The following is a 19,943-nucleotide window of genomic DNA, read 5'->3' on the forward strand; positions in this document are numbered from 1 at the left end:
CCCCCGCGACCACCCATTCGCGTGGCGAAGTCTCACCCGGATCCGGCAGCGGGGTCATTGCCCTCGGGTGTACCGCGGTTGCGATCCCGTGCACGGCGCTGGGGCTCCACCGTGTAGCGCGGGTCGGCCGCCGACGCGCGGCCGCCGTGGAAGATCCCCCACCGGGTGCACGCCGAGGCCGCCAGCAGCGCGGCGCCGGACAGCGCGGAGGCCAGCCGGGAGCGGCGCCCGAGCAGCGCCCCGGCCGTGCCGGCGGCCGAGAGCGCGGTGGCCGCGCGCAGGTACCGGCCGCCGGTGCCGGTGGAGTACGGCTCGGCGACCATGCCGAGGCGACGGCGCATGACGGACAGCGCGGCAAGCTCGGTCGCGACCCCGACCAGGGCCAGCCGGCGGGCCGGTCGGTGCTCGCCGGTGGGGGCGGCGAGCAGCCCCAGCCCGCCGGCCGCCGTCGCCGCCGAGCCGACGAATAGGTACGGCATCTCGCGGTGCCCCTCGTGCCAGGCCGGCACCGCCGTGTCGCTGACCAGCGCGGCGGTGTAGGAGGCGACGGCCGGCCCGAGCAGCGCCGACCCCGCCGTGGCGGCCACCCCGATCCGGGGCACCCGGCCGGTGGCCGCCGAGACCGCCGCCGCGCCGGCCAGCGGCACGTAGCCGGCGAGCAGCCAGGAGCCCACGCTCATCGGCGAGGTCACCTTGAACACGCGCAGCATGTTGAGGAACCGCGCCGGCCGGCCCAGGTCGTGCACCAGCGCCCCCACCGAGAGCAGCCCGGCGCCGAACGCCCCGAGCTTGCTCACCCGCGCCAGCCCGGGCCTCCCGGTCGCCGTCGCCCCCGCGCCGAGCAGCGAAGAGGCACCCGCCAGCCCGCCGAGGAAGAGGTACCCGGGGATCTCGGGGCTGCGCCAGACCGGCGGGTTGAGCACCGGCCGCCCGTAGTACGACCCGAACTCCGCCTTCGGCACCACCGGTCGGCTCACCTCCGTGCCCCCCGCCCCAGGAACGCCGCCACCGCCCCGCCGACCAGGCCCAGCGCGGCCAGCCCCACGTGCCGCCACATGGACGGCAGGTCGCGGGTGGTCACCACCGGGTCCGGCGGCAGCCCGTACACCTCCGGCTCGTCGAGCAGCAGGAAGAACGCCCCGTCGCCGCCGACGCCGTCGTCCGGGTCACGCCCGTAGAGCCGCGCCTCGTCCACGCCGTCGTCGAGCAGGTCGGCCAGCCGGGCGTCGGCCCGCTCGCGCAGCTCGTCCAGCGGCCCGAACTGGATGGAGTCGGTCGGGCACGCCTTGGCGCACGCCGGTTCCATGCCGTCGCCGAGCCGGTCGTAGCAGAGCGTGCACTTCCACGCCCTGCCGTCCTCCTTGCGCTGGTCGATCACGCCGTACGGGCAGGCCGGGATGCAGTAGCCGCAGCCGTTGCAGATGTCCTCCTGCACCACGACGGTGTCGAACTCGGTGCGAAACAGCGCCCCGGTCGGGCAGACGTCCAGGCACGCGGCGTGCGTGCAGTGCTTGCACACGTCCGAGGACATCAGCCAGCGCATCTCGCCGGCCGGCCTGCGCTGCTCGATGAACGCCACGTGCCGCCAGGTGTCGGCGCCGAGCCCCACGGTGTTGTCCATGGACATCCCGGTGAAGTCCAGGCCGTCCTCGGGCACCGCGTTCCACTCCTTGCAGGCCACCTCGCAGGCCTTGCAGCCGATGCAGACCGAGGTGTCGGTGAAGAACCCCATCCTGGGCTGGGGCAGGTCGACGGCGGTCAACTCACACCTCCGTTCCGGTGTGCTCGGTGATGCCGGCCCGCTTCTGGTACGCGGCGACCAGCGCGGTCAGCGCCCGGCCCCTTGGGCGGCGGCCCGGGCGGATGTCGCAGGTCAGGGCCTTGGTCTCCATGATGTGGGTGTTCGGGTCCAGCGCCATGTGGGTGAGGTCGTTCGCGGCGTCGCCGGTGACCAGCCCGCTGGTGCCCCAGTGGTAGGGCAGCCCGACCTGGTGCAGGGTGCGCCCGGCCACGGTCAGCGGGGCGATCCGGTCGGTGACCATCACCCTGGCCTCGATGGCCGAGCGGGCGCTGATGATCGTCGCCCAGCCGCCGTGGGTCAGCCCGCGCTCGGCGGCCAGCTCCGGGGACACCTCGCAGAACATCTCCGGCGCCAGCTCGGCCAGGTAGGGCTGCCAGCGGGTCATGCCGCCGGCGGTGTGGTGCTCGGCGATCCGGTAGGTGGTCAGCGGGTACGGGTACACCTCCGCGCCCGGCTCGTGGCCGCTGGGCTGGAACCTGTCGTGCGGGTGGGCGAAGGTCGTCACCTGGCGGACCGGGTTGCGGCGCTGGCGGTACAGCGGGTTGTCGACCGGCGACTCCTGCGGCTCGTAGTGCGTGGGCAACGGGCCGTCGACCAGGCCGGCCGGCGCGTACAGCCACGCCTTGCCGTCGGCCTGCATGATGAACGGGTCGGTGCCGGACAGCGCGGCCGCGCCGGTGGCGTCGTCTTCCGGCACGTGGTCCGGCGCGGTGGTGGGCGGGAAGTCCGCGATGTCGTGACCTGTCCAGCGGCCCTCCTCGGCGTCCCACCACAGGTACGCCTTGCGCTCGCTCCACGGCCTGCCCTGCGGGTCGGCGGACGCGCGGTTGTAGAGCAGGCGGCGGTTGGCCGGCCATGCCCAGCCCCACTCGGGGGCCACCCAGCTCTGCTGGCCGCCGGGCTTGCGGCGGGCGGCCTGGTTGACGCCGTCGGCGTAGACGCCGCAGTAGATCCAGCACCCGCACGCGGTGGAGCCGTCGCCGGCGAGCTGCGGGTAGGACGACAGCGGCTTGCCGTCCGCGTCCCATCCGTTGATCTCGGCCAGCACCGCCTCGGCGTCCGGTTCGTCCAGGCGGCCGTGGGTCGGGTAGTCCCAGGCCAGGTCCAGCAGCGGCCGGTCGCGCTCGTCGGTCGAGCCGGCCAGCTTCTCGCGGATCCGCCGGCCGAGGTGGTAGGTGAACCACAGATCGCTGCGGGCGTCGCCGGCCGGCTCGACGGCCCGGTGGTGCCACTGCAGCAGCCGCTGGGTGTTGGTGAAGCTGCCGTCCTTCTCGGTGTGCGCGGCGGCGGGCAGGAAGAACACCTCGGTGCCGATGTCCTCGATGCGCAGCTCGCCGGTCTCGATCTCCGGGCCGTCCCGCCACCAGGTCGCCGACTCGATCAGCGAGAAGTCCCGCACCACCAGCCAGTCCAGGTTGGCCATGCCGAGCCGCTGCATCTTCGCGTTGGACGAGCCGACCGCGGGGTTCTCCCCGTACACGATGTAGCCGGTGCACTCGCCGGCGAGCTGGGCCATCACCGTCTCGTACGTGCTGTGGCTGCCGGTGAGCCGGGGCAGGTAGTCGAAGCAGAACTCGTTCTCCTCGGTCGCCGCGTCGCCCCAGTACGCCTTGAGCAGGCTCACCAGGTAGGCGCGCAGCTCCGCCCAGAAGCCCTTGTCGGTGCGCTCGGCCTCGACGAACGCGTCCAGGCCGGGCTTGCTGTGCGCGTGCGGCATCGGGATGTAGCCGGGCAGCAGGTCGAACAGGGTCGGGATGTCCGTCGAGCCCTGGATGGAGGCGTGCCCGCGCAGCGCCAGGATCCCGCCGCCGGGCCGGCCGATGTTGCCCAGCAGGGTCTGCAGGATCGACGCCGCCCTGATGAACTGCACGCCGGTGCTGTGCTGCGTCCAGCCGACGGAGTAGACGAACGCGCTGGTCCTGTCCCGGCCGGAGTTCGCGGTGAGCAGCTCACAGACCTTCTGAAACGTTTCGACCGGCACCCCGCAGGTGTCCGCCACCAGCTCCGGGGTGTAGCGGGCGAAGTGGCGTTGCAGGACCCGCAGCACGCAGCGCGGGTGGGTGAGCGTCTCGTCGCGCGGCGCGCCGCCGGGCACGTGCGCCCCGCCGGAGCCGTGCGCCTCGCCCCGGGCCGCCCGGCTGATGGCCGCCGAGCGGTACCTGTCCGCCGCGACCTGCTCGCGCTCGCCGGACGCGGCCTGCACCTCGGTGCCCTCGTACTGCCAGGTGTGGAAGTCGTACACCCGCTCGTCGACGTCCAAACCGGAGAAGACTCCGTCCAGGTCTTCCGTGTCCCGGAAGTCCTCGGTGACGAGGGTCGCCGCATTGGTGTAGGCCAGCACGTAGTCGCGGAAGTACTTCTCCTCGGTCAGGACGTGGTTGATGATGCCGCCGAGGAACGCGATGTCGCTGCCCGCGCGCAGCGGCACGTGCAGGTCGGCCAGCGCGCTGGTGCGGGTGAACCGGGGGTCGACGTGGACCACCGTGGCGCCGCGCGCCTTCGCCTCCATGATCCACTGGAAGCCGACGGGATGGCACTCGGCCATGTTCGAGCCCTGGATGACGATGCAGTCCGAGTTGGCCAGGTCCTGCTGGAAGGTGGTGGCGCCGCCCCGGCCGAAGCTGGTCCCCAGACTGGGGACGGTGGCGGAGTGTCAAATGCGCGCCTGGTTCTCGATCTGGATCGCGCCCAGCGCGGTGAACAACTTCTTGATCAGGTAGTTCTCCTCGTTGTCCAGCGTGGCCCCGCCCAGGCTGGCCAGCCCCAGGGTGCGGCGGGTGCGCTTGCCGTCGACCTCCCACTGCCAGCCCTCGCGCCGCGCGGCGATCACCCGGTCCGCGATCATGTCCATCGCGGTGTCCAGGTCCAGGTCCTCCCACTCGGTGCCGTGCGGGCGGCGGTAGCGCACCCGGTACTCCCGCGCCGGGCCCGTGGTCAGCTGCAGGCTCGACGAACCGCGCGGGCACAGCCGTCCCCGGCTGACCGGCGAGTCCTTATCGCCCTCGATCTGCGTCACCCGGTCGTTCGCCACGTAGACGTCCTGCCCGCAGCCCACCGCGCAGAACGGGCAGACCGACTTCACCACCCGGTCCGCCGTGCGCACCCTCGGCCGGAGGGCCTCGGTGGCCCTGCTCTTCGCCGCCGCCCCGGTGCCCATCCGGTCGTCGCCGGTGAGCTGCCGGTACACCGGCCAGGCCTGGATCAGGTCGCGCAACCCCATGAGCCGCCTGTACCCGGGCGCCGGGCGGAGAAACTCCCTCGGTGGGGGGTGTGTGAGCACGGACGGGGCGGGTAGCCACCGGCATGCCCGACCTGTCCGACTACCGCTCGAAACGGGACACGCGCCGCTCCGGCGAGCCCTCCGGCTCCTCCCCTGCCGAGTCCGACCGGCCCCGGTTCGTGGTGCAGCGCCACGACGCCAGCAGCCTGCACTTCGACTTCCGCCTGGAGATCGACGGCGTGCTGGTGTCCTGGGCGGTGCCCAAGGGGCCGTCCGCCGACCCGTCCGACAAGCGCCTGGCCACCCGCACCGAGGACCACCCGCTGGACTACCTGGACTTCGAGGGCCGCATCCCGGAGGGCGAGTACGGCGCGGGCACCGTGATCGTCTGGGACACCGGCCCCTTCGACAACCTCGGCAAGAAGGACCTGTCCGATGGCCTGGCCGACGGGCACCTCAAGGTGCGGCTGCACGGCCGGAAGATGGCCGGCGGGTACGCCCTCACCCACACCAAGCTCCGGGGCGACGACCGGAACTGGCTGCTGGTGAAGGTGGACGACGGCGAGGCCGAGCGCGGCCGGCACACCGTCGAGGGTGAGCCCGAGTCGGTGCTCTCGGGCCGCGCCAACGAGGACCTGTGATGGCCGACCCGCTCGACACGCTCACCGACGAGGATCGCGCGCTGCTGCGCCCCAGCGACGGCCCGGCGTTCCACCCGCCGATGCTGGCCACCCTCACCGACGACTACTTCTCCGATCCCGGGTGGCTGTTCGAGCGCAAGCTGGACGGGGTGCGCACGCTCGTGGTCCGCTACGGCGGGCGCACCGAGCTGTACTCCCGCAACCGTAAGCAGGTCGGCAGCAGCTACCCCGAGCTGGTGGAGGCGCTGGACGCTCACGCCCCGCCCGAGCTGGTCGCCGACGGGGAGGTGGTGGCGTTCGACGGCGCCCAGACCAGCTTCGCGCGCCTGCAGTCCCGCCTCGGGCTCACCGACCCGCGCCGGGCCAGGGCCACCGGGGTCGCCGTCCACCTGTACCTGTTCGACCTGCTCGTCCTCGGCACGCACGACCTGCGCGCGCTCCCGCTGCGGGCCCGCAAGCGGGTGCTGCACGCGGCGCTCGAGTTCGAGGACCCGATCAGATACAGCAACCACCGCAACGCCGACGGCGAGCGGTACCTGACGGAGGCCTGCGCGAACGGCTGGGAGGGGCTGATCGCCAAGCGGGCCCACTCCACCTACCAGCACGGGCGGTCCGGCGACTGGCTGAAGTTCAAGTGCGTGGCCGACCAGGAGTTCGTCATCGGCGGCTACACCGATCCCAGCGGTTCGCGGGTGGGCTTCGGCGCGCTGCTGCTCGGCTACTACGACCGGCGCCGCGACCCGCCCGAGCTGCGCTACGCCGGCAAGGTCGGCACCGGGTTCGACACCGCCACGCTCCGCGCGCTGCGGCGCCGCTTCGACGAGCTGGGCCGGGAGCGCTCGCCGTTCGTCGACCGGGTGCCCGAACGCGGCCCACACTGGGTGCGGCCGGAGCTGGTCGCGCAGGTCGGGTTCACCGAGTGGACCCGGGACGGCCGGCTGCGCCACCCCCGCTACCAGGGGCTGCGCCACGACAAGCCCGCCAACCAGGTGGTCAGGGAGGTCCCTTCATGACCGTCCAGGTCAGCCGTCCGGACAAGGTGCTCTATCCCGACCCGGGCTACGCCAAGCGCGATCTCGCCGAGTACTTCGACGAGGTCGCGGACGTGATGCTGCCGCACCTGAGCCGGCGGCCGCTGGTGCTCAACCGGTTCCCGGACGGGCTGGACGGCGACGGCTTCTTCCAGAAGCAGGCCCCCGCCAACCTCCCGGACCGGACCCCGACCGTCACCGTGCCCGCCGACAACCAGCGAGGCGAGGTGACCCACGTCGTGGCCGGCGATCGCGACACGCTGCGGTTCCTCGCCAACCAGGCCTGCCTGGAGCTGCACCGCTGGCTGTCCCGCTCCGACCGGCTCGACAACCCCGACCTGCTCGTGATCGACCTCGACCCGCCGGAGGCCGAGGACCTCGACGCGCTGCGCGAGACCGCCCGCGCGACCAGGGACCTGCTCGACGAGCTGAGCCTGGCCCCGTTCCTGATGGCCACCGGCGGCAGCGGCTACCACGTCGTGGCCCCGCTCACCGGGTCCGCGCCGTTCGACCGGGTCCGCGAGCTGGCCAAGGGCATCGCCGAGCGCCTCGCCGCCGCCGACCCGGACCGGCGCACCACCGAGCAGCGCATCGCCAACCGGGGCGACCGGATCTTCCTGGACGTCGCGCGCAACGCCTACGCCCAGACCGCCGTCACCCCGTACTCCCCGCGCGCCAGGCCGGGCGCGCCGGTGGCCACCCCGCTGGAGTTCGGCGAGCTCGGACGGATCCGCCCCGCACAGCACGACCTGGCCAGCGTGCGCAGGCGGCTGGCCCGCAAGGGCGACCCCTGGTCGGAGATCGACCGCCACGCCCGGCCCGCCGAGACCGCGCTCGAGCGGCTGCGCCGGGAGGATGACGGTCGGTAGGCGACGACCGACACCGGAGGGGCTCGCATGATCACGTGCGTGGTGGACTATACGATCGATCCGGCCAAGCTCGCGGAGTTCGAGCGCTTCGCCCGGCGCTGGATCGAGCTGGTGAACGAGCACGGCGGCACGCACCACGGCTACTTCCTGCCCGCCGAGGGCGCCAGCGACAAGGCCCTCGCGCTGTTCAGCTTCCCCGGCCTGGCCGCCTATGAGCGGTATCGCCAGCTCTTCGGGCGGCATCCGGACTTCGTCGCCGCCGACAGGATCCGCGACGAGAGCGGGTGCGTCCTGCGCTACGAACGCACCTTCATGAGGCCGTTGCTGCCCTAGACTAGATCAATGACGGTTGTTCTCGTCCCGTTTCATCTCGACACGCGCCTGCCTCGGTTCGAGTCGCCGGTGCCCACCGACCTGACCGTTGATCCCGAATTGCCCGATGGCACGCCCTGGGAGCGAATGGCCGCACTTTATGAAAATGTCGCGGCGACGGTAGCGGAAACCCAGCGACCAATGGTGGTCTCCGGCGATTGCACCACGTCAATGGGCGTGGTTGCCGGGCTGCAACGCGCGGGGGTCGAGCCGTCGATCGTCTGGTTCGACGCGCACGGCGACGTCCAGACACCCGAGACATCGACGTCCGGGTATCTCGGCGGAATGCCGCTGCGCCAGATCGTCGGCGGGGCCGACCGCACGGTCGCCGAGCACATCGGCCTGCGGCCGGTCCCCGAAAGCGACGTCGTGCTCGTCGACGCGCGGGACCTCGACCCTCCGGAGGTCGAGTACCTCTCCGGCGCGGCGGTCCGGCACGTGCCGATCGACGCGCTCCCGATTCCGGACGGCCCCACCTACCTGCACATCGACGTCGACGTCGTCGACGAACGGGACCTGCCCGGCCTGCTCTTCCCGGTGGCCGCGGGCCCACGCCTACCGGAGGTCGCGGCGGCCGTCCGGTCGGTGCTCGCCGCGGGCAACGTCGTGGCCATCGGCCTGGCATGCACCTGGAAACCGGGCGCCGGCGCCGAGAAGCTCATCGCCGGACTGGCCGCTGAGCTGGCCTAGGTGCCGGTGGCCGCGCGCAGGTTGTCATAGCGCAGCGTGAGGGCGCGATCCTTGTTGAGCGGGGAGTGCGCCTCGTCCGGATCGATGTTGCTGGCGATCGCCACCGAGTTCAGCACGCTGAACATGCGGACCAGGTGCGAGACGCGCACGTCGTCGCGCTCGGTCGGGCTGCGGTCCTCGGCGAGGGTCAGCTCGATGGCCCGGTCCAGCCAGCGAACCTCGTTGTAGAGCCCGGCGTTGTGCGCGGCGGTCACCATGCAGTGCCTGATGGCGCCCGGCGGCATGCCGCGCAGCCGCCCGATGGCGTGCTCGCTAAGCGGGAACAGCCGCTGGTAGTGGTGCAGGTACGCCAGCTGCAGCGCGCGGCCGTGGGCGTAGGTGCAGTACCGGCAGCCGTTGACCAGCGAGATGAGCGTGCAGATCAGGTGGGTGCGGACCGGGCCGAATGCCCTGAGCGTGCGCTCGTACCGGGGCATGTTCCACACGAACCAGACCACCGTGCGCATCGGGCGAAGCTCGACCACGATGGGCGCCATCAGGCGCGGCGGAAATCCCCACATGTGCGTGCCCAGCCGCTCCAGCACGACAGTGACACCGCGCGCGAGCACGCCGGACGCCATAATGTTCTCCCCGTTCGAGAGGATTGGATCATAGCGCGCGCGGCCTTTGATTGAACGGTGGGCTCCACATATTCAGTGCACCACTATGCCAACGGTCCGTGACATAATCGCATCCAGACGGGTACCCCGGTGTACACCATGGCGTTATCGCCATGCATTGCCAACAACCCGGCCTCACCGAGTCGAAGCAATCAACCGGACCTGGACAATACCCATCCGATGATCACCACGAGCAGGGCCAGCACGACGACGAGCGCGGCGACCGACAGGACCCCGGCCAGCGCCACCGCCGAGGCGACACCGGCGACCGCGATCCCGGCCCGCTGGCTCCCGTTGGCGGTCGTGAAGCCGGCGGTCAACGGGGCCAGAACGGCGAGCACGGCGAAGCCGGTCAGCGCCAGCGCCAGCACGACCACGTGATGGCCGCCCAGGGTGGCGACAGAGGTCAACGGCGAGCGGTCCAGCCACTCCCCGGCCACCGTCATCCACGCCGCGACCATCACGTCCAACAGCACGATCACCCAGAGCAGCCGTCGGGCCCGGATGGGTGCCCGCTTCCGCGCCTGCTTGCCGGGCCTGCGTTGAAGCACGGTCACCACCTCCAGGCCACGAGGGGGACGTGGAGGCTCGGGGCACCGTTGACGAGCGGCCCCGGCGCCACGACGCCGAACACGATCGGATCGCGCATCAGATCGAGAACGGCGCCCGCCCGCGAGCCGGCCCCGCCGACCGCGCGGTCGAGCAACCGGACGGCCCTGCTCACGCCCGGGTGCGCCGGCGCGGGACCGACCAGAGCCCTGGCCACCTCGTCGGTGCACGCGCGCGGCCCTTCCTGGAGCAACGGCAGCAGCGAGCGCGCCACTCCGGTGGGCTCGAGCTCGTGCGCGATGACCAGCGCGGGAAACCGGAGCCCGGCAGCGGCCATGGCGCGCAGTGCTCGGCGCGGGCCACGTGGCACGACCACCGAACCGGACCGACTCATCAGCGGGTCGCGCTCCGCCGGGCCGTACAACCACGGCATCCCGCGATCGAGGATGACCACCGGATGGTCGTTCCAGCACCGCACGACCGGTGCCCGCAGGCCCGGCCACCGCCGTTCGAGGTCCGTCGCGAGCCGGGCCAGTTGGTCCGGCGTGTCGGGGGAGACGAGCGTCCGCATCGATGCTCCTTCTCAGCTTGTGCGGTCGACGAGGAAGACGAAGAGCGCGCCGACCAGGCCCATGCCGAGCGCGACGACGAGCAGGAGCGCGGCGACTCCCAGCAGGGACGCGATCCCGGCCACGGTGGCGACCACGATCACCGCCAGTTGCGGTGCCCCGGCCCGGGTCAGGCCGCGGGTCACGGTCGCCACGCCCATCAGGAGGACGGCGCCGGAGCCCGCCAGGGCGAGCAGGAGGCCGGGGTGACCGCCGAGCGTCGCCACCGCGCAGGGGAAGCCCTCGCACGGCGCGGCCCCGGACAACACGGCGACCAGCCAGCCGCTGAAGCCGCCGGACGCGATCACCACCATCCACAACGCGAAGGTCACCGGGGCGGACAGCGGCACCGGGAGGTGGCTCCATGGCCGGGCCGACGCGGCGAAGTCCTCGAGCACGTCATCGTCGTCGGGAACCACGCCGGGAAGGCGGTCGATCGGCGGCTCCAGCAGGCTCGGCGGCGCCGATCTATCGTGCGGGCTGGTCATCGGGACTCCGTGTCCGGGTTCGGTCCCGGGTGGTCCCCGGGCGCTGAACCACTGTGATGGACGATCCCGCGCCGGTACCGTGATGGTCCCGCGGCGGGACCACCGTCCGCATGCGTCCCTCGGTGGTCCCGGGGGAGGGGCGGGCCATGGGGGTCGATGCGCCGCGCTCGGGGGCGTGGTTGCCGAGGGACATCTGGGTCCTGGTCGGGGCCTCGTTCGTGATCGCGATCGGCTACGGGATCGTGGCGCCCGCGTTGCCGACCTTCGCCCGCACCTTCGACGTCGGGGTGACCGCCGCATCCCTGGTAGTCAGCGCGTTTGCCGTGCTCCGGACCGTCTTCGCGCCGGTCAGCGGGCGGCTGGTCGCACGGCTGGGCGAGCTGCGGGTGTTCTGCGCGGGCCTGGTCATCGTCGGGGTCTCCAGCGGGGCGTGCGCCGTGGCCACCACGTACTGGCAGCTGCTGCTGTTCCGCTCGATCGGCGGCATCGGCTCGACGATGTTCACCGTGTCGGCGGCGTCGCTGCTCATCCGCATCGCGCCGCCGTCGATACGCGGTCGGGCGTCCGGCGCCTGGTCCACGGGGTTCCTCCTCGGCAACATTCTCGGCCCGGCGGTCGGCGGGATGCTCATCGAGCTCAGCCCTCGGGCGCCGTTCCTGATCTACGCCGTCCTGCTTCTGGTAGCGGCCGCGATCAGCGGCGGCCTGCTGTGGGGACGGGCCGGAGAGCCCGCGCCCCAGGCCGAGGCCACCGCGGGTCCGGGCGTGTTCGGCGTGCTGCTCCGGCACCCATCCTTCCGGGCGGCGCTCACCTCGAACTTCGTGAACGGCTGGACGGTGTACGGCGTCCGGATCGCGCTCGTGCCGCTGCTCGTCGTCGAGGTGCTGGGGTACGAAAGCCTCTGGTCGGGTGTCGCGCTGGCCGCATTCGCCGCCGGGACCGCCGTCACGCTGCTCCCCGGCGGGCTGCTGGCCGACCGGCGCGGCCGCAGACCACCCATCCTGGTCGGAACGGCGACCGTCGCGCTCACCGCCATGTGGCTGGGGCTGAGCGGCAGCGTGGCCGGACTCGTCACCGCGTCGCTCCTGTCCGGCGTCGGGACCGGACTGGTGAACCCGCCCGTGACCGCGTCGGTCGGCGACGTGATCACCGCCCAGGGCTCGCCCACCACCGCCGGTCCGGCATTGGCCGGTTTCCAGATGGTCGGCGACGTGGGCGCCATCGTCGGACCGGTGTTGTGCGGTGCCGCCGCCGAGCTCGTGGGTTACCCCTCGGCCTTTGCCCTGACGGCCGTCATCGCATCCGTGTCGTTCGGATTCTGGCTGCGGGCGCCGGAGACGCTCCCCCGATGAAATGTTGCGACGACCAGTTGAATCCGCTCAACCTCCGTTCACTTCGACTCGCGTTCCTCTCGCGCGTACGGAATCGTGGCCGAGGGACATGGGCGGCGGTGCAATCCGCGGCCGAGGTGGCATGTCGGGTGGGGACGGATGACGAAAGCGGTACTGGAGATCCGGCTGCTGACCCCTGCCGACTGGCGGGTGCTGCGAAACACCCGGTTACGGGCGTTGCTGGACTCGCCCGACGCTTTTACCTCCGACTACCGCCGCGAGCGCGGCCTGAACGAACACCAGTGGCTTCGGTGGTTCGACGCCGCCGCCTGGGTCGTGGCTGTCGAACGCGACAAGGTCATCGGGCTCGTCGCGTTGGTCGACGGGCAGAAGCCCGAGGGACGGCACGTCGAGTCGATCTGGGTCGCGCCGACCCATCGCCAGCGCGGTGTCTTTCGTGCGTTGCTCGACGAGGTGATCGAGATCGGACGTCTCATGGGCCTCGACGAGCTGCTGCTGTGGGTCCTCGAAGACAACACCGTCGCCCGGCGGGTATACGCCCGGCTCGGGTTCGTGGACACCGACGAACGACAAAAGATCGAGTCCGGAGGTCAGCGCTACGAGAGACGACTCCGCCTCCCGATCTAACCGTGATCCACCAGCGGCGAGCGAACCGACGTCCATCTGGCGACTCCGAGCCAGCTCATGGCGTCCTGAACCTGAATCCTCTCATGACGGGGGGAAGCGTGATAGTAGTCATGCCATCGCTTGCGATCCCCTCGTAGCTCATCCACGAAGCTCGCGCACAGGTCCGCTTGAATTCTCACGTCGACGTTGTTCTCCGGGATGTCGTAGAGTTCCCCGGCGGCCCTGACGGAGGTCATGGCGGGCTCCACGTCATCACTGCAAGTTCTCAGATCGCGATACTTTCCCAGGTATTCTGTCGTCTCGTCGAATCCCTCTTGGCGGGCTTCGATGAAACCTTTCCAGTACTTGGCGACCGCGCGACAAAGGATGTCGTCGAACGTTTCCTTATGGCCGTCGAGCCCTATCGCCCCGATCAGCGCGTAGAGGCCTTCCGCCAACAAGTCACCAAATTCTTCGTGCTGGGCACGCTGCGGCCTGGCGAACGGGTGGTAGTCCGCCTGACTTGCGCAGCCGACGTTAGCCAGCCTTCTCCTGGCGGCGGCCTCGGCGAAGAAGAACCAGTCTTCGTTGTAGATGTCTGGGAAGAACCGCGGCTGCGACGTTTCGCTACAATTTACTCCCAGAACGGCGCCGGTCACGAAGTTGTCCTGCGGGAGCCCGGCCAGCCGGCGCGCGTGGCAGACCACAGAGTTGTCCGGGAAGTCGCGGCAGATCATTCCGGCAACACCGTAGTAGTCCAGCTGGGCCGCTACGCGAGAAACCGCACCTCTGGACACCGTAATGTCGTCGTCAATGAAGACGACTTTCTCCCAGCGCAGCATGCGCGCCAGCAGCAACCCGACGTTTCGTTTGAGGCTGAGATCGCTGGCCCGGCCCCGGCTGGCCTTCAGGAACTCCTCGTGCGAGGTGCCGAGCTTCAGGTTCGGGACAATCTTGTCCTGGTCGACCTGCACGACGAGGCCGCGGGCACCCTGGACACGCCCTATCCGTTCGCTGACCTGGTCCACCCTCGCCTGATGGCTGCACAGCACGACCAGTTGCGTCTCCAAGGCGGCCGCCAGCCTGATGAGGCCCGTGAGGGCGGATGCCGGACGGGCGGCGGGAACGATGATCGCCGAGGGGCGGCCGCGTCGCGACCTGGCCGGTGGCGCGGGTTCCCACGACGCGTCAAGGAGCAGGCCGGCATGCGAGTGCAACTGTTGGATCCGGCCACCCCGCCCGGGCGCCGAGGGGCGACGCGGGCGCAACGAGGCTGAGGTCATCTAGGTCCGCCGTTCGTCTGATGGCCATTCGTAGAGGCGAGCCTGCGGGTTCTGCAGGTCCGGGGACAACGTCTCGTTTGATACCACCGGAACACGGATCAGAACCGCGAACCGCCCACTCGGAAAACGATCGGCAAGGTAAGCCTCATTGGCGTCGCGAACACGAGCATCGGTCAGACAACGGACAGCGCCCAGCACGCCCCGACTATAGACACCGTTGCAGATCGTGAGCGTGCGTTTGAGGTTGAACGGATTGGGCAGCCGGGCGAGGAATCCCACATCCTCGATCAAGTCGTCGGGACTGCCTTCCTCCCTCTCCCAAATAGGATAGAAGCGCTCAGACCCGTCCACCACGAATATCTCACCGCTGGGCACCTTGTCCGGATCGGCGACCTGCGCAATAGGCACCTGGCCGATGGCCTCCTGGAATCGCCGAGTGATTTGGTTCCAGGCGATTCCGCCGAGCAGGATGACGTGCGTCGAGAGGTCGTCCGCGACGGCGTCCGACGCGAGCCGATGAAAGATGTCCAGCGTGGGATTCGACATACGCAGATGTCCGAACATCTCGATCAACGCGTCGAGGTCGGCGTACTGTTGCAGCTTGCTGAAGTTGGGATCCGTCACGTCGGCGAGCCGACTCTGGGCTTCTTCGGGCAACGCGGGACAGATGACGGTGACCGGACCGTCGTCGAAGGCAAAGGTCCTGCTACGGCTTTCACTCTTTCCGCGCAGAAGGCCGAGCAGTCGTTCTTCGAGCGCGTGGAGCTCCTTGCGCTCGTCGTCGGTGAGCTCCGCGTCCGGGATGAGGTGCGGGCCACCGTCCAGCGAGCGCCGGGTGGCGAAGAAGCGGGCGTAGGCGCGGAGCCGCGCGGCCGGCGGCGACTTGGGGTTGTTGGTCGACTCCCAGGAGCTGATGGTCGCCGAGGCGACGTGACTCTCCTTGCTCAGCGCGGTGGCAAGGTCGGTCTGTTTCAGCTTGACTCCAGACCAGTGAGCCTCGCGGAGTTCCCTCAGGGTGTGCGCCAGGCGAGCGGCCTGGCCGGGCTCCAGCGCCACGGCTACCTCCTTTGAGCTACGAGTGTGCCAGCTCCGTCCAAACTCACCTGAACCGGGTTAGTACAGCAGCCAACTGGGTACTACTTAGCCTAGGTCAGCTTGACGAGCGTCTGGTTGACGTAACTCTTCCACAGACATAGCCTAAGTCTACTTGCATATTCGTAATCTTTACCAATTCTTGGCCAACTTAGGTAGAGCGAGCTAGGTGGTGATCAGGTGATGATCTCGACCGCACCTACCCCGGTCTTCACGGCAGTGTCGGCGCGGAGCCCCGGGCTCTCTGGACATCACGATCGCCTGATCCACGGGTAGTCGGTCATGTGCACCGAACTGGCCGTCGAGCACCTCGAGCGCGGGGTGGAGAAGGTGCTCGCCGCGCTCGAGGTCGGCGATTGGCGGGCGGTCCTCCAGCCGGACCCGACCCGGTCGCAGGCGTTGCCGATGAGCGGGCCGGGGGATCTGGTCAAGCTCGGCGTGATGCTTCGGATCGTGGCGCGCAGCATGGAGCTGCAGACCCAGGGCGACGTGACCGCCGCCTGGAGCCGGCTCGCCGAGGCCGCCGGGCGCCTACCGATCCCGTTTCGGCGGGTCGACCGGCCCGGAACGACGATGCGCGCCGTCCTGGCGACGAAACCGAGGGACGCCGCGTCCGAGGTCGACCTCGCGTGGCGGGTCGCCCGGGTCATCTGGCGGGAGCAGTACGAGCTCGCCGGGCTGCGGGCCGAGGTCGCGTTGGCGACGACGGCTCGTGACAAGTTGGTCCACGCATGCGTCGAACACCTGTGCTGGATCGAGTTCGACCCGTTCACCTGGTATCGCGGAGCCGGGCCTGACCGGACGTCGATCGACCGAAGGCGCTCGGCGCTGTGCTCGCGCGGCACCCGGCTTCGGCAGTTCGCGCATCCCCGGGAGGGGGCGATCAGCCAGTCGGTCTGGCACGACATCGGGCTCTATCGCGGGCTCTGCGCCGAGGCACTCGGCCGGCTTGCCGAGCGTGACGCCGCGGCACCCTGGTGCGGCAGGGATCAGACGGCCGATCTGAAGGTGCGCCGCGGACGCCTGCGGGCCTGGGAGTTCGCCCGGAAACGTCGAGATGATCTCGACTATTGACGAGAGGGATGCCATGCTGGTCCGATCCCGGGAGCCCGTGCCTCGGACCGATATTCGCGCTCGCTGAGAGAGGGTGTCCTCGGCGGGGCCCGCGGGCGCGTCCGGGGCGCCGATGTGAGGCGGGTCGATGATGGTCTCGGTTGCCCGGTCCGACCGTGATACCCGGTTGAGCCCATCGTCGACGACCCATTCACGGGTGCTGGCGTATCACGCCCACCTCGGCGGCGGCGTGCACATGGACGTCGACCTGATGCGCCCGAGGTGGTGGCGCGCCGTTGCCTACGGGACGGGCGCGTTGGTTCGGCCGCTGGCGCGGACGGGAGGCGCCGGCGAGCGGCGGGCGGACGGCGGACGCATCCTGGACATGGATCCCAAGGCGGCCCTGCCCTGGGTACGGGTGGCGGTCGTCGATGCGCTGGACCGGTGGCTCCAGGCACCCCTCGACCAGGCGCTCATCGACGCCGAGCGGGGCGTCAGTCGCGGTTACGCCGCACTGTCCCTGCCAGAGGGCCCGGCGCGGACGCTCGTTGTCGGTGACGCGCTCCGACTCGCCCGGCGGGCATCGCGCGAGCTCGCGCTCTACCTGCGCCGGCTGGCCAAACACCCCCAGCCGATACCGCGACGCCTGGCGCTCGCGCTCGAGCATCTGGTGGAGGGATACCGCGCGTTGACCTCCGAGGTCGCCGGGCGCGATCGCGAGCTGACCGCGGTGCTCGACGGTTGGCGGCGTCTCGTTCGCGCACGCGAGGCGGGGCGCGCGGGCCTGGGCCGGAGGCGGGGCGCCGAGGGTGGCCGGACGCAGGCGTCCCCGTGCCCCGCGCGCCGGGGAGACAGCATGATCGACCCACGACAGGCGCCGGCGCGGGTGTTCGCGCTGTCGGCGGATCCCGGGTCCGCCGAGGTGACCCTGTCGAAGCCGACGCCGGGCGCCGCGGACTCCGTGCTGGTCCGCGTCCCGGCGTACCGTCGTGACGTCGACCCTGACGTCATGTCCCGGCTCCTGGTACGGCTCGTACACCGAGAGACCGCCGAGCCCCGGGGGCATGCGGCGCTCAGCCTGACGGCGGCCCGGAATGCCCCCGACGCCGCGCCGGTCTTCGAGGCGATGGTCCCCCTGTGCGGGCTGCGCCTGTCCGAGGTGCGAGCGGACGTCTTCGACGTGCTCAGCGACCTCCCACCCGTCGCCACCGACGACCCGCTGCGCGACGTGCGCCAGGCCGTCGTATTCCTCCGTGAGTGGCGACGGACGGTGACCCTCGCCCAGTTGGCGACGCCGATGTCGCCGCCAGAAGGCGGGTGGCGCGAGCTGCTTGCCCGGCTCCGACCGGGAGACGAGCTGCTGAGCCGGTTGGGCGACGAGCGGGACCCCGCCGGTGACGATCCCCTGGCCCTCACCCGCGGTGCCGCCGATCTGCTGGTCGCGGAGATCGCCGCCGCCTACCCGGCCTGACAACACGCCCCCAACGGGGTCTGATCCCACCCCAACCTGCCGCGGAGCGATTGGCTCTTGCCCGGTGGGCGCGCATCCGCGTCGGCACGTTCGGCGTCCCTGAGCGAGGAGTGGAAGCAGATGTACAGCACCCGACGGCGTGTCTTGTTGGCCGGATGCGTCGCCTTGGTCCTCGCCGTCGCCGGGTGCGGCGACGGCGGTTCGCGCACGGTGGTCTCGGCGACGTTCGGTCAGGCCGGCCAGGGCGCGCAGGTGATCAGCTACGACAGGGGCCTGGCGCCCGACGGCGCGCGGGCGAAGGTCGTCGAGTCGGTCCGCGAGAGCTCCACGACGGTGACCTTGAAGGTGCACGGCCTGGTGCCGAACCGGGCGTACGGCGCGCACGCGCATGCCCTGCCGTGCGGGCCGACCGGGGACGCCGCCGGCCCGCACTTCCAGCACGCCTCGGACCCCGTGAAGCCGTCGGTGGACCCCGCCTACGCCAACCCCCTGAACGAGATCTGGTTGGACTTCACGACCAACGCGCAGGGCGACGCCAAGGTGACCAGCACGGTGCCGTGGGTGTACCAGAACACCAGGGCGTTCTCGGTGATCATCCACGCCGAGCCGACCCAGACCGGACCGGGCAAGGCCGGAACCGCGGGCGCGCGCGTCGCGTGCCTCGGTCTCGGCTCGTAGCCCGGCCGGCCCGATCAGTCCCCGGCGCGACCGCCGTAGGTGGCGATCTTGTATTCGGTGGCGGCCAGGGACAGGGTGAGCTCCTTGATCTGGCGGCGGATGGTGTCCCGGTGCTCCAACAGCATGTCCAGGCGCTCGGGCACGGTGACCTCGCCGTTGTCCACCAGGGCGATGTAGTGCTGCAGGTCGCGCATGGCCATGCCGGACAGCCGCATGCGGGTCAGGAAGACCAGCCGGCGGACGGACGCGGCATCGTAGCGGCGGTGGCCGCTGCCGTCGCGGCCGACCTCGACCAGGCCGATCCGCTCGTAGTAGCGCAGCGTGTGCGGCGAGATGTCGAGCAGGTCGGCCACCTCGGTGATGCTCATCGGGCCGGTGTCGGAGCCGGCGTCCACCAGCCGGTGGATCACCTCGACCGACATCGGCCCGTCCACCTCGCCGAGCGCCGCGAGCGCCTTGGCCATCAGGTCCTCGGTAGCCATCAGATCCCAGCCTATACAGGCCGGGCCGACGCGGGGACCCCGGCGAAGTCGGTGCCGCGCGCGGCGTCCGCCCAGCGTTCCAGCTCGTCGAGACCCCGGCGGTACGCCGCGCCGATCCGCTCGACCGCCTCGGCGCCCAGCGGCAGCCGCAGCGGCACCTGGTCGCCGTGTGCCAGCGACACGATCAGCTCGGCCGCCCTGGCCGGGTCCCCTTCCTGGATGCCGTCCGCGCCGGCGAGGTCCGCCCGAACCGCCGCCAGGATGTCCGCGTAGGCGGACCGGGTATCGGCGAAGTGGAGCACCCCGGGGGCGTTGAACGAGGTGCGGAACCGGCTGGGTTCGACGATCATCACTCGCACCCCGAACGGCGCCACCTCGCCGGCCAGGGCCTCCGACCAACCTTCGAGGGCGAACTTGCCGGCCGAGTAGGTCCCGACGCCGGGGAACGACACCCGTCCGCCCTGGCTGCTCATCTGCACGATGGTTCCTCGGCCCTGCGCCCGCATCACCGGCAGCGCGGTCCGCACCAGCGCCGCGGGCCCGAACAGGTGCAGGTCCAGCGACTCGCGCAGCTCGGCGTCGCTGACCTCCTCCGCCGCCCCGATGTAACCTCGCCCAGCGTTGTTGACCAGCACGTCGACCCGCCCGAACCGGTCGACACAGCCGTCGATGAGCCCCTGGGCCCGCGCTGGGTCGCCGGCATCGAAGGCGGTGGCGACGAACCGATCCGGGTACGCGCCGGCGAGGTCGGCAACGGCCTCGGGCCGTCGGACCGCCGCCACCACGGTGTCCCCTCCCGCCAGCGCAACCTCTGCGATCGCGCGCCCGAACCCTCGGGACGCGCCGGTGACAATCCAGGTAAGAGAAGTCGTCATGAGCGCCACGCTAGGAATTCGAGCGCGCTCGAACGCAAGCGAGCCCTCGGCCCGGTGTGATGTTGTTCCGGCTTCGCACCGATAGACGAGACGTCCCGTCTATCCTAGCGCGGAGACGTGGGG

At 70.9% G+C, this 19,943-nt stretch carries 21 protein-coding genes; 10 read left to right on the forward strand and 11 right to left on the reverse strand.

Going from position 1 to position 19,943, the window contains the following annotated elements:
* Positions 1-32: 32 nt before the first annotated feature.
* From nrfD to fdh, 3 genes are read right to left on the reverse strand one after another with little or no spacing between them, the layout of a single operon-like run.
* Positions 33-977 (reverse strand): NrfD/PsrC family molybdoenzyme membrane anchor subunit, encoded by a 945-nt coding sequence (nrfD, locus tag N912_RS50240; RefSeq protein WP_051579814.1) that lies wholly within the window; start codon positions 975-977, stop codon positions 33-35.
* Positions 974-1,732 carry a 4Fe-4S dicluster domain-containing protein gene (locus N912_RS0107940; RefSeq protein WP_064745215.1) on the reverse strand — a complete coding sequence of 253 codons (759 nt, stop codon included), beginning with the start codon at positions 1,730-1,732 and terminating at the stop codon, positions 974-976. The genes nrfD and N912_RS0107940 overlap by 4 nt, the downstream gene beginning before the upstream one ends.
* Before the next feature lie 31 nt (positions 1,733-1,763).
* On the reverse strand, positions 1,764-5,021 hold the full coding sequence (fdh, locus tag N912_RS0107945; RefSeq protein WP_211261146.1) for a formate dehydrogenase: 3,258 nt from the start codon (positions 5,019-5,021) through the stop codon (positions 1,764-1,766).
* Positions 5,022-5,104: 83 nt separating this feature from the next.
* Between fdh and N912_RS0107955 the strand changes: the two genes are divergently transcribed.
* The 5 genes from N912_RS0107955 to N912_RS0107975 are packed head-to-tail and all read left to right on the forward strand — an operon-like array spanning position 5,105 to position 8,624.
* Entirely contained in the window at positions 5,105-5,662 is a 558-nt protein-coding gene (locus N912_RS0107955; RefSeq protein WP_028922026.1) for a DNA polymerase ligase N-terminal domain-containing protein, read from the forward strand.
* A complete protein-coding gene (ligD, locus tag N912_RS0107960; RefSeq protein WP_028922027.1) occupies positions 5,662-6,675 on the forward strand; it encodes a non-homologous end-joining DNA ligase in 1,014 nt (337 codons plus the stop codon). The genes N912_RS0107955 and ligD (N912_RS0107960) overlap by 1 nt, the downstream gene beginning before the upstream one ends.
* Positions 6,672-7,562: a non-homologous end-joining DNA ligase gene (gene ligD, locus N912_RS0107965; protein WP_028922028.1), complete on the forward strand. Its 891-nt coding sequence runs from the start codon at positions 6,672-6,674 to the stop codon at positions 7,560-7,562. Before ligD (N912_RS0107960) ends, ligD (N912_RS0107965) begins: the two co-directional genes overlap by 4 nt.
* A 27-nt stretch (positions 7,563-7,589) precedes the next feature.
* Positions 7,590-7,895, forward strand: a complete 306-nt coding sequence (locus tag N912_RS0107970) for an NIPSNAP family protein (protein WP_028922029.1) — start codon at positions 7,590-7,592, stop codon at positions 7,893-7,895.
* Positions 7,896-7,904: 9 nt separating this feature from the next.
* Positions 7,905-8,624, forward strand: coding sequence for an arginase family protein (locus N912_RS0107975; RefSeq protein ID WP_028922030.1), 720 nt, complete (start codon positions 7,905-7,907; stop codon positions 8,622-8,624).
* Here the strand turns inward: N912_RS0107975 and N912_RS0107980 are convergent.
* The 4 genes from N912_RS0107980 to N912_RS0107995 form a co-directional block, all read right to left on the reverse strand.
* Positions 8,621-9,244 carry a hypothetical protein gene (locus tag N912_RS0107980; protein WP_028922031.1) on the reverse strand — a complete coding sequence of 208 codons (624 nt, stop codon included), beginning with the start codon at positions 9,242-9,244 and terminating at the stop codon, positions 8,621-8,623. The two genes, N912_RS0107975 and N912_RS0107980, sit on opposite strands and share 4 nt — an antisense overlap.
* A 191-nt stretch (positions 9,245-9,435) precedes the next feature.
* A complete protein-coding gene (locus N912_RS0107985; RefSeq protein WP_156993251.1) occupies positions 9,436-9,834 on the reverse strand; it encodes a hypothetical protein in 399 nt (132 codons plus the stop codon).
* Between the two features lie 2 nt (positions 9,835-9,836).
* Positions 9,837-10,403, reverse strand: a complete 567-nt coding sequence (locus N912_RS0107990; RefSeq protein ID WP_028922033.1) for a hypothetical protein — start codon at positions 10,401-10,403, stop codon at positions 9,837-9,839.
* A gap of 12 nt (positions 10,404-10,415) precedes the next feature.
* Complete coding sequence (locus tag N912_RS0107995; RefSeq protein ID WP_028922034.1) at positions 10,416-10,928, reverse strand: hypothetical protein; 513 nt, start codon at positions 10,926-10,928, stop codon at positions 10,416-10,418.
* 146 nt (positions 10,929-11,074) lie between these two features.
* On the opposite strand from N912_RS0107995, the gene N912_RS0108000 reads away from it, so the two are divergent.
* Positions 11,075-12,280, forward strand: a complete 1,206-nt coding sequence (locus tag N912_RS0108000) for an MFS transporter (RefSeq protein ID WP_037062984.1) — start codon at positions 11,075-11,077, stop codon at positions 12,278-12,280.
* A 138-nt stretch (positions 12,281-12,418) separates the two neighbouring features.
* Positions 12,419-12,907: a GNAT family N-acetyltransferase gene (locus tag N912_RS50245; RefSeq protein ID WP_051579815.1), complete on the forward strand. Its 489-nt coding sequence runs from the start codon at positions 12,419-12,421 to the stop codon at positions 12,905-12,907.
* Here the strand turns inward: N912_RS50245 and N912_RS60035 are convergent.
* Positions 12,904-13,956 (reverse strand): hypothetical protein, encoded by a 1,053-nt coding sequence (locus N912_RS60035; protein ID WP_156993253.1) that lies wholly within the window; start codon positions 13,954-13,956, stop codon positions 12,904-12,906. The two genes, N912_RS50245 and N912_RS60035, sit on opposite strands and share 4 nt — an antisense overlap.
* A gap of 213 nt (positions 13,957-14,169) precedes the next feature.
* Positions 14,170-15,225 (reverse strand): helix-turn-helix domain-containing protein, encoded by a 1,056-nt coding sequence (locus N912_RS0108015; protein WP_028922036.1) that lies wholly within the window; start codon positions 15,223-15,225, stop codon positions 14,170-14,172.
* Between the two features lie 318 nt (positions 15,226-15,543).
* Here N912_RS0108015 and N912_RS0108020 point away from each other — a divergent pair, with 318 nt between their 5' ends.
* The 3 genes from N912_RS0108020 (at position 15,544) to N912_RS0108030 (ending at position 18,463) form a co-directional block, all read left to right on the forward strand.
* Positions 15,544-16,335, forward strand: coding sequence for a hypothetical protein (locus tag N912_RS0108020; protein WP_028922037.1), 792 nt, complete (start codon positions 15,544-15,546; stop codon positions 16,333-16,335).
* Positions 16,336-16,531: 196 nt separating this feature from the next.
* Positions 16,532-17,785, forward strand: a complete 1,254-nt coding sequence (locus tag N912_RS60040) for a hypothetical protein (RefSeq protein ID WP_028922038.1) — start codon at positions 16,532-16,534, stop codon at positions 17,783-17,785.
* A 120-nt stretch (positions 17,786-17,905) separates the two neighbouring features.
* Entirely contained in the window at positions 17,906-18,463 is a 558-nt protein-coding gene (locus N912_RS0108030; protein WP_028922039.1) for a superoxide dismutase family protein, read from the forward strand.
* Positions 18,464-18,477: 14 nt separating this feature from the next.
* Here the strand turns inward: N912_RS0108030 and N912_RS0108035 are convergent, their stop codons facing one another.
* Together N912_RS0108035 and N912_RS66440 are read right to left on the reverse strand one after the other, a co-directional pair.
* On the reverse strand, positions 18,478-18,945 hold the full coding sequence (locus N912_RS0108035; RefSeq protein WP_028922040.1) for a MerR family transcriptional regulator: 468 nt from the start codon (positions 18,943-18,945) through the stop codon (positions 18,478-18,480).
* An 11-nt stretch (positions 18,946-18,956) separates the two neighbouring features.
* Positions 18,957-19,820 (reverse strand): SDR family NAD(P)-dependent oxidoreductase, encoded by an 864-nt coding sequence (locus N912_RS66440; protein WP_028922041.1) that lies wholly within the window; start codon positions 19,818-19,820, stop codon positions 18,957-18,959.
* Positions 19,821-19,943 lie beyond the last annotated feature (123 nt).

It is taken from the genome of Actinospineispora acaciae DSM 45401, assembly GCF_000620785.1.
GTDB lineage: Bacteria > Actinomycetota > Actinomycetes > Mycobacteriales > Pseudonocardiaceae > Pseudonocardia > Pseudonocardia acaciae.

Excerpts from the sequence above, each read along its gene's own strand:
- N912_RS66440 (WP_028922041.1), bottom strand. The coding sequence starts at position 19,820 with ATGACGACTTCTCTTACCTGGATTGTCACCGGCGCGTCCCGAGGGTTC.
- N912_RS0108000 (WP_037062984.1), top strand. The coding sequence starts at position 11,075 with ATGGGGGTCGATGCGCCGCGCTCGGGGGCGTGGTTGCCGAGGGACATC.
- N912_RS0108020 (WP_028922037.1), top strand. The coding sequence starts at position 15,544 with ATGTGCACCGAACTGGCCGTCGAGCACCTCGAGCGCGGGGTGGAGAAG.
- N912_RS0107980 (WP_028922031.1), bottom strand. The coding sequence starts at position 9,244 with ATGGCGTCCGGCGTGCTCGCGCGCGGTGTCACTGTCGTGCTGGAGCGG.
- ligD (WP_028922028.1), top strand. The coding sequence starts at position 6,672 with ATGACCGTCCAGGTCAGCCGTCCGGACAAGGTGCTCTATCCCGACCCG.
- N912_RS0107995 (WP_028922034.1), bottom strand. The coding sequence starts at position 10,928 with ATGACCAGCCCGCACGATAGATCGGCGCCGCCGAGCCTGCTGGAGCCG.
- N912_RS0107940 (WP_064745215.1), bottom strand. The coding sequence starts at position 1,732 with ATGGGGTTCTTCACCGACACCTCGGTCTGCATCGGCTGCAAGGCCTGC.
- N912_RS0108035 (WP_028922040.1), bottom strand. The coding sequence starts at position 18,945 with ATGGCTACCGAGGACCTGATGGCCAAGGCGCTCGCGGCGCTCGGCGAG.
- N912_RS0107975 (WP_028922030.1), top strand. The coding sequence starts at position 7,905 with ATGACGGTTGTTCTCGTCCCGTTTCATCTCGACACGCGCCTGCCTCGG.
- N912_RS0107955 (WP_028922026.1), top strand. The coding sequence starts at position 5,105 with ATGCCCGACCTGTCCGACTACCGCTCGAAACGGGACACGCGCCGCTCC.
- N912_RS0107990 (WP_028922033.1), bottom strand. The coding sequence starts at position 10,403 with ATGCGGACGCTCGTCTCCCCCGACACGCCGGACCAACTGGCCCGGCTC.
- N912_RS0108030 (WP_028922039.1), top strand. The coding sequence starts at position 17,906 with ATGTACAGCACCCGACGGCGTGTCTTGTTGGCCGGATGCGTCGCCTTG.
- N912_RS50245 (WP_051579815.1), top strand. The coding sequence starts at position 12,419 with ATGACGAAAGCGGTACTGGAGATCCGGCTGCTGACCCCTGCCGACTGG.
- N912_RS0107970 (WP_028922029.1), top strand. The coding sequence starts at position 7,590 with ATGATCACGTGCGTGGTGGACTATACGATCGATCCGGCCAAGCTCGCG.
- ligD (WP_028922027.1), top strand. The coding sequence starts at position 5,662 with ATGGCCGACCCGCTCGACACGCTCACCGACGAGGATCGCGCGCTGCTG.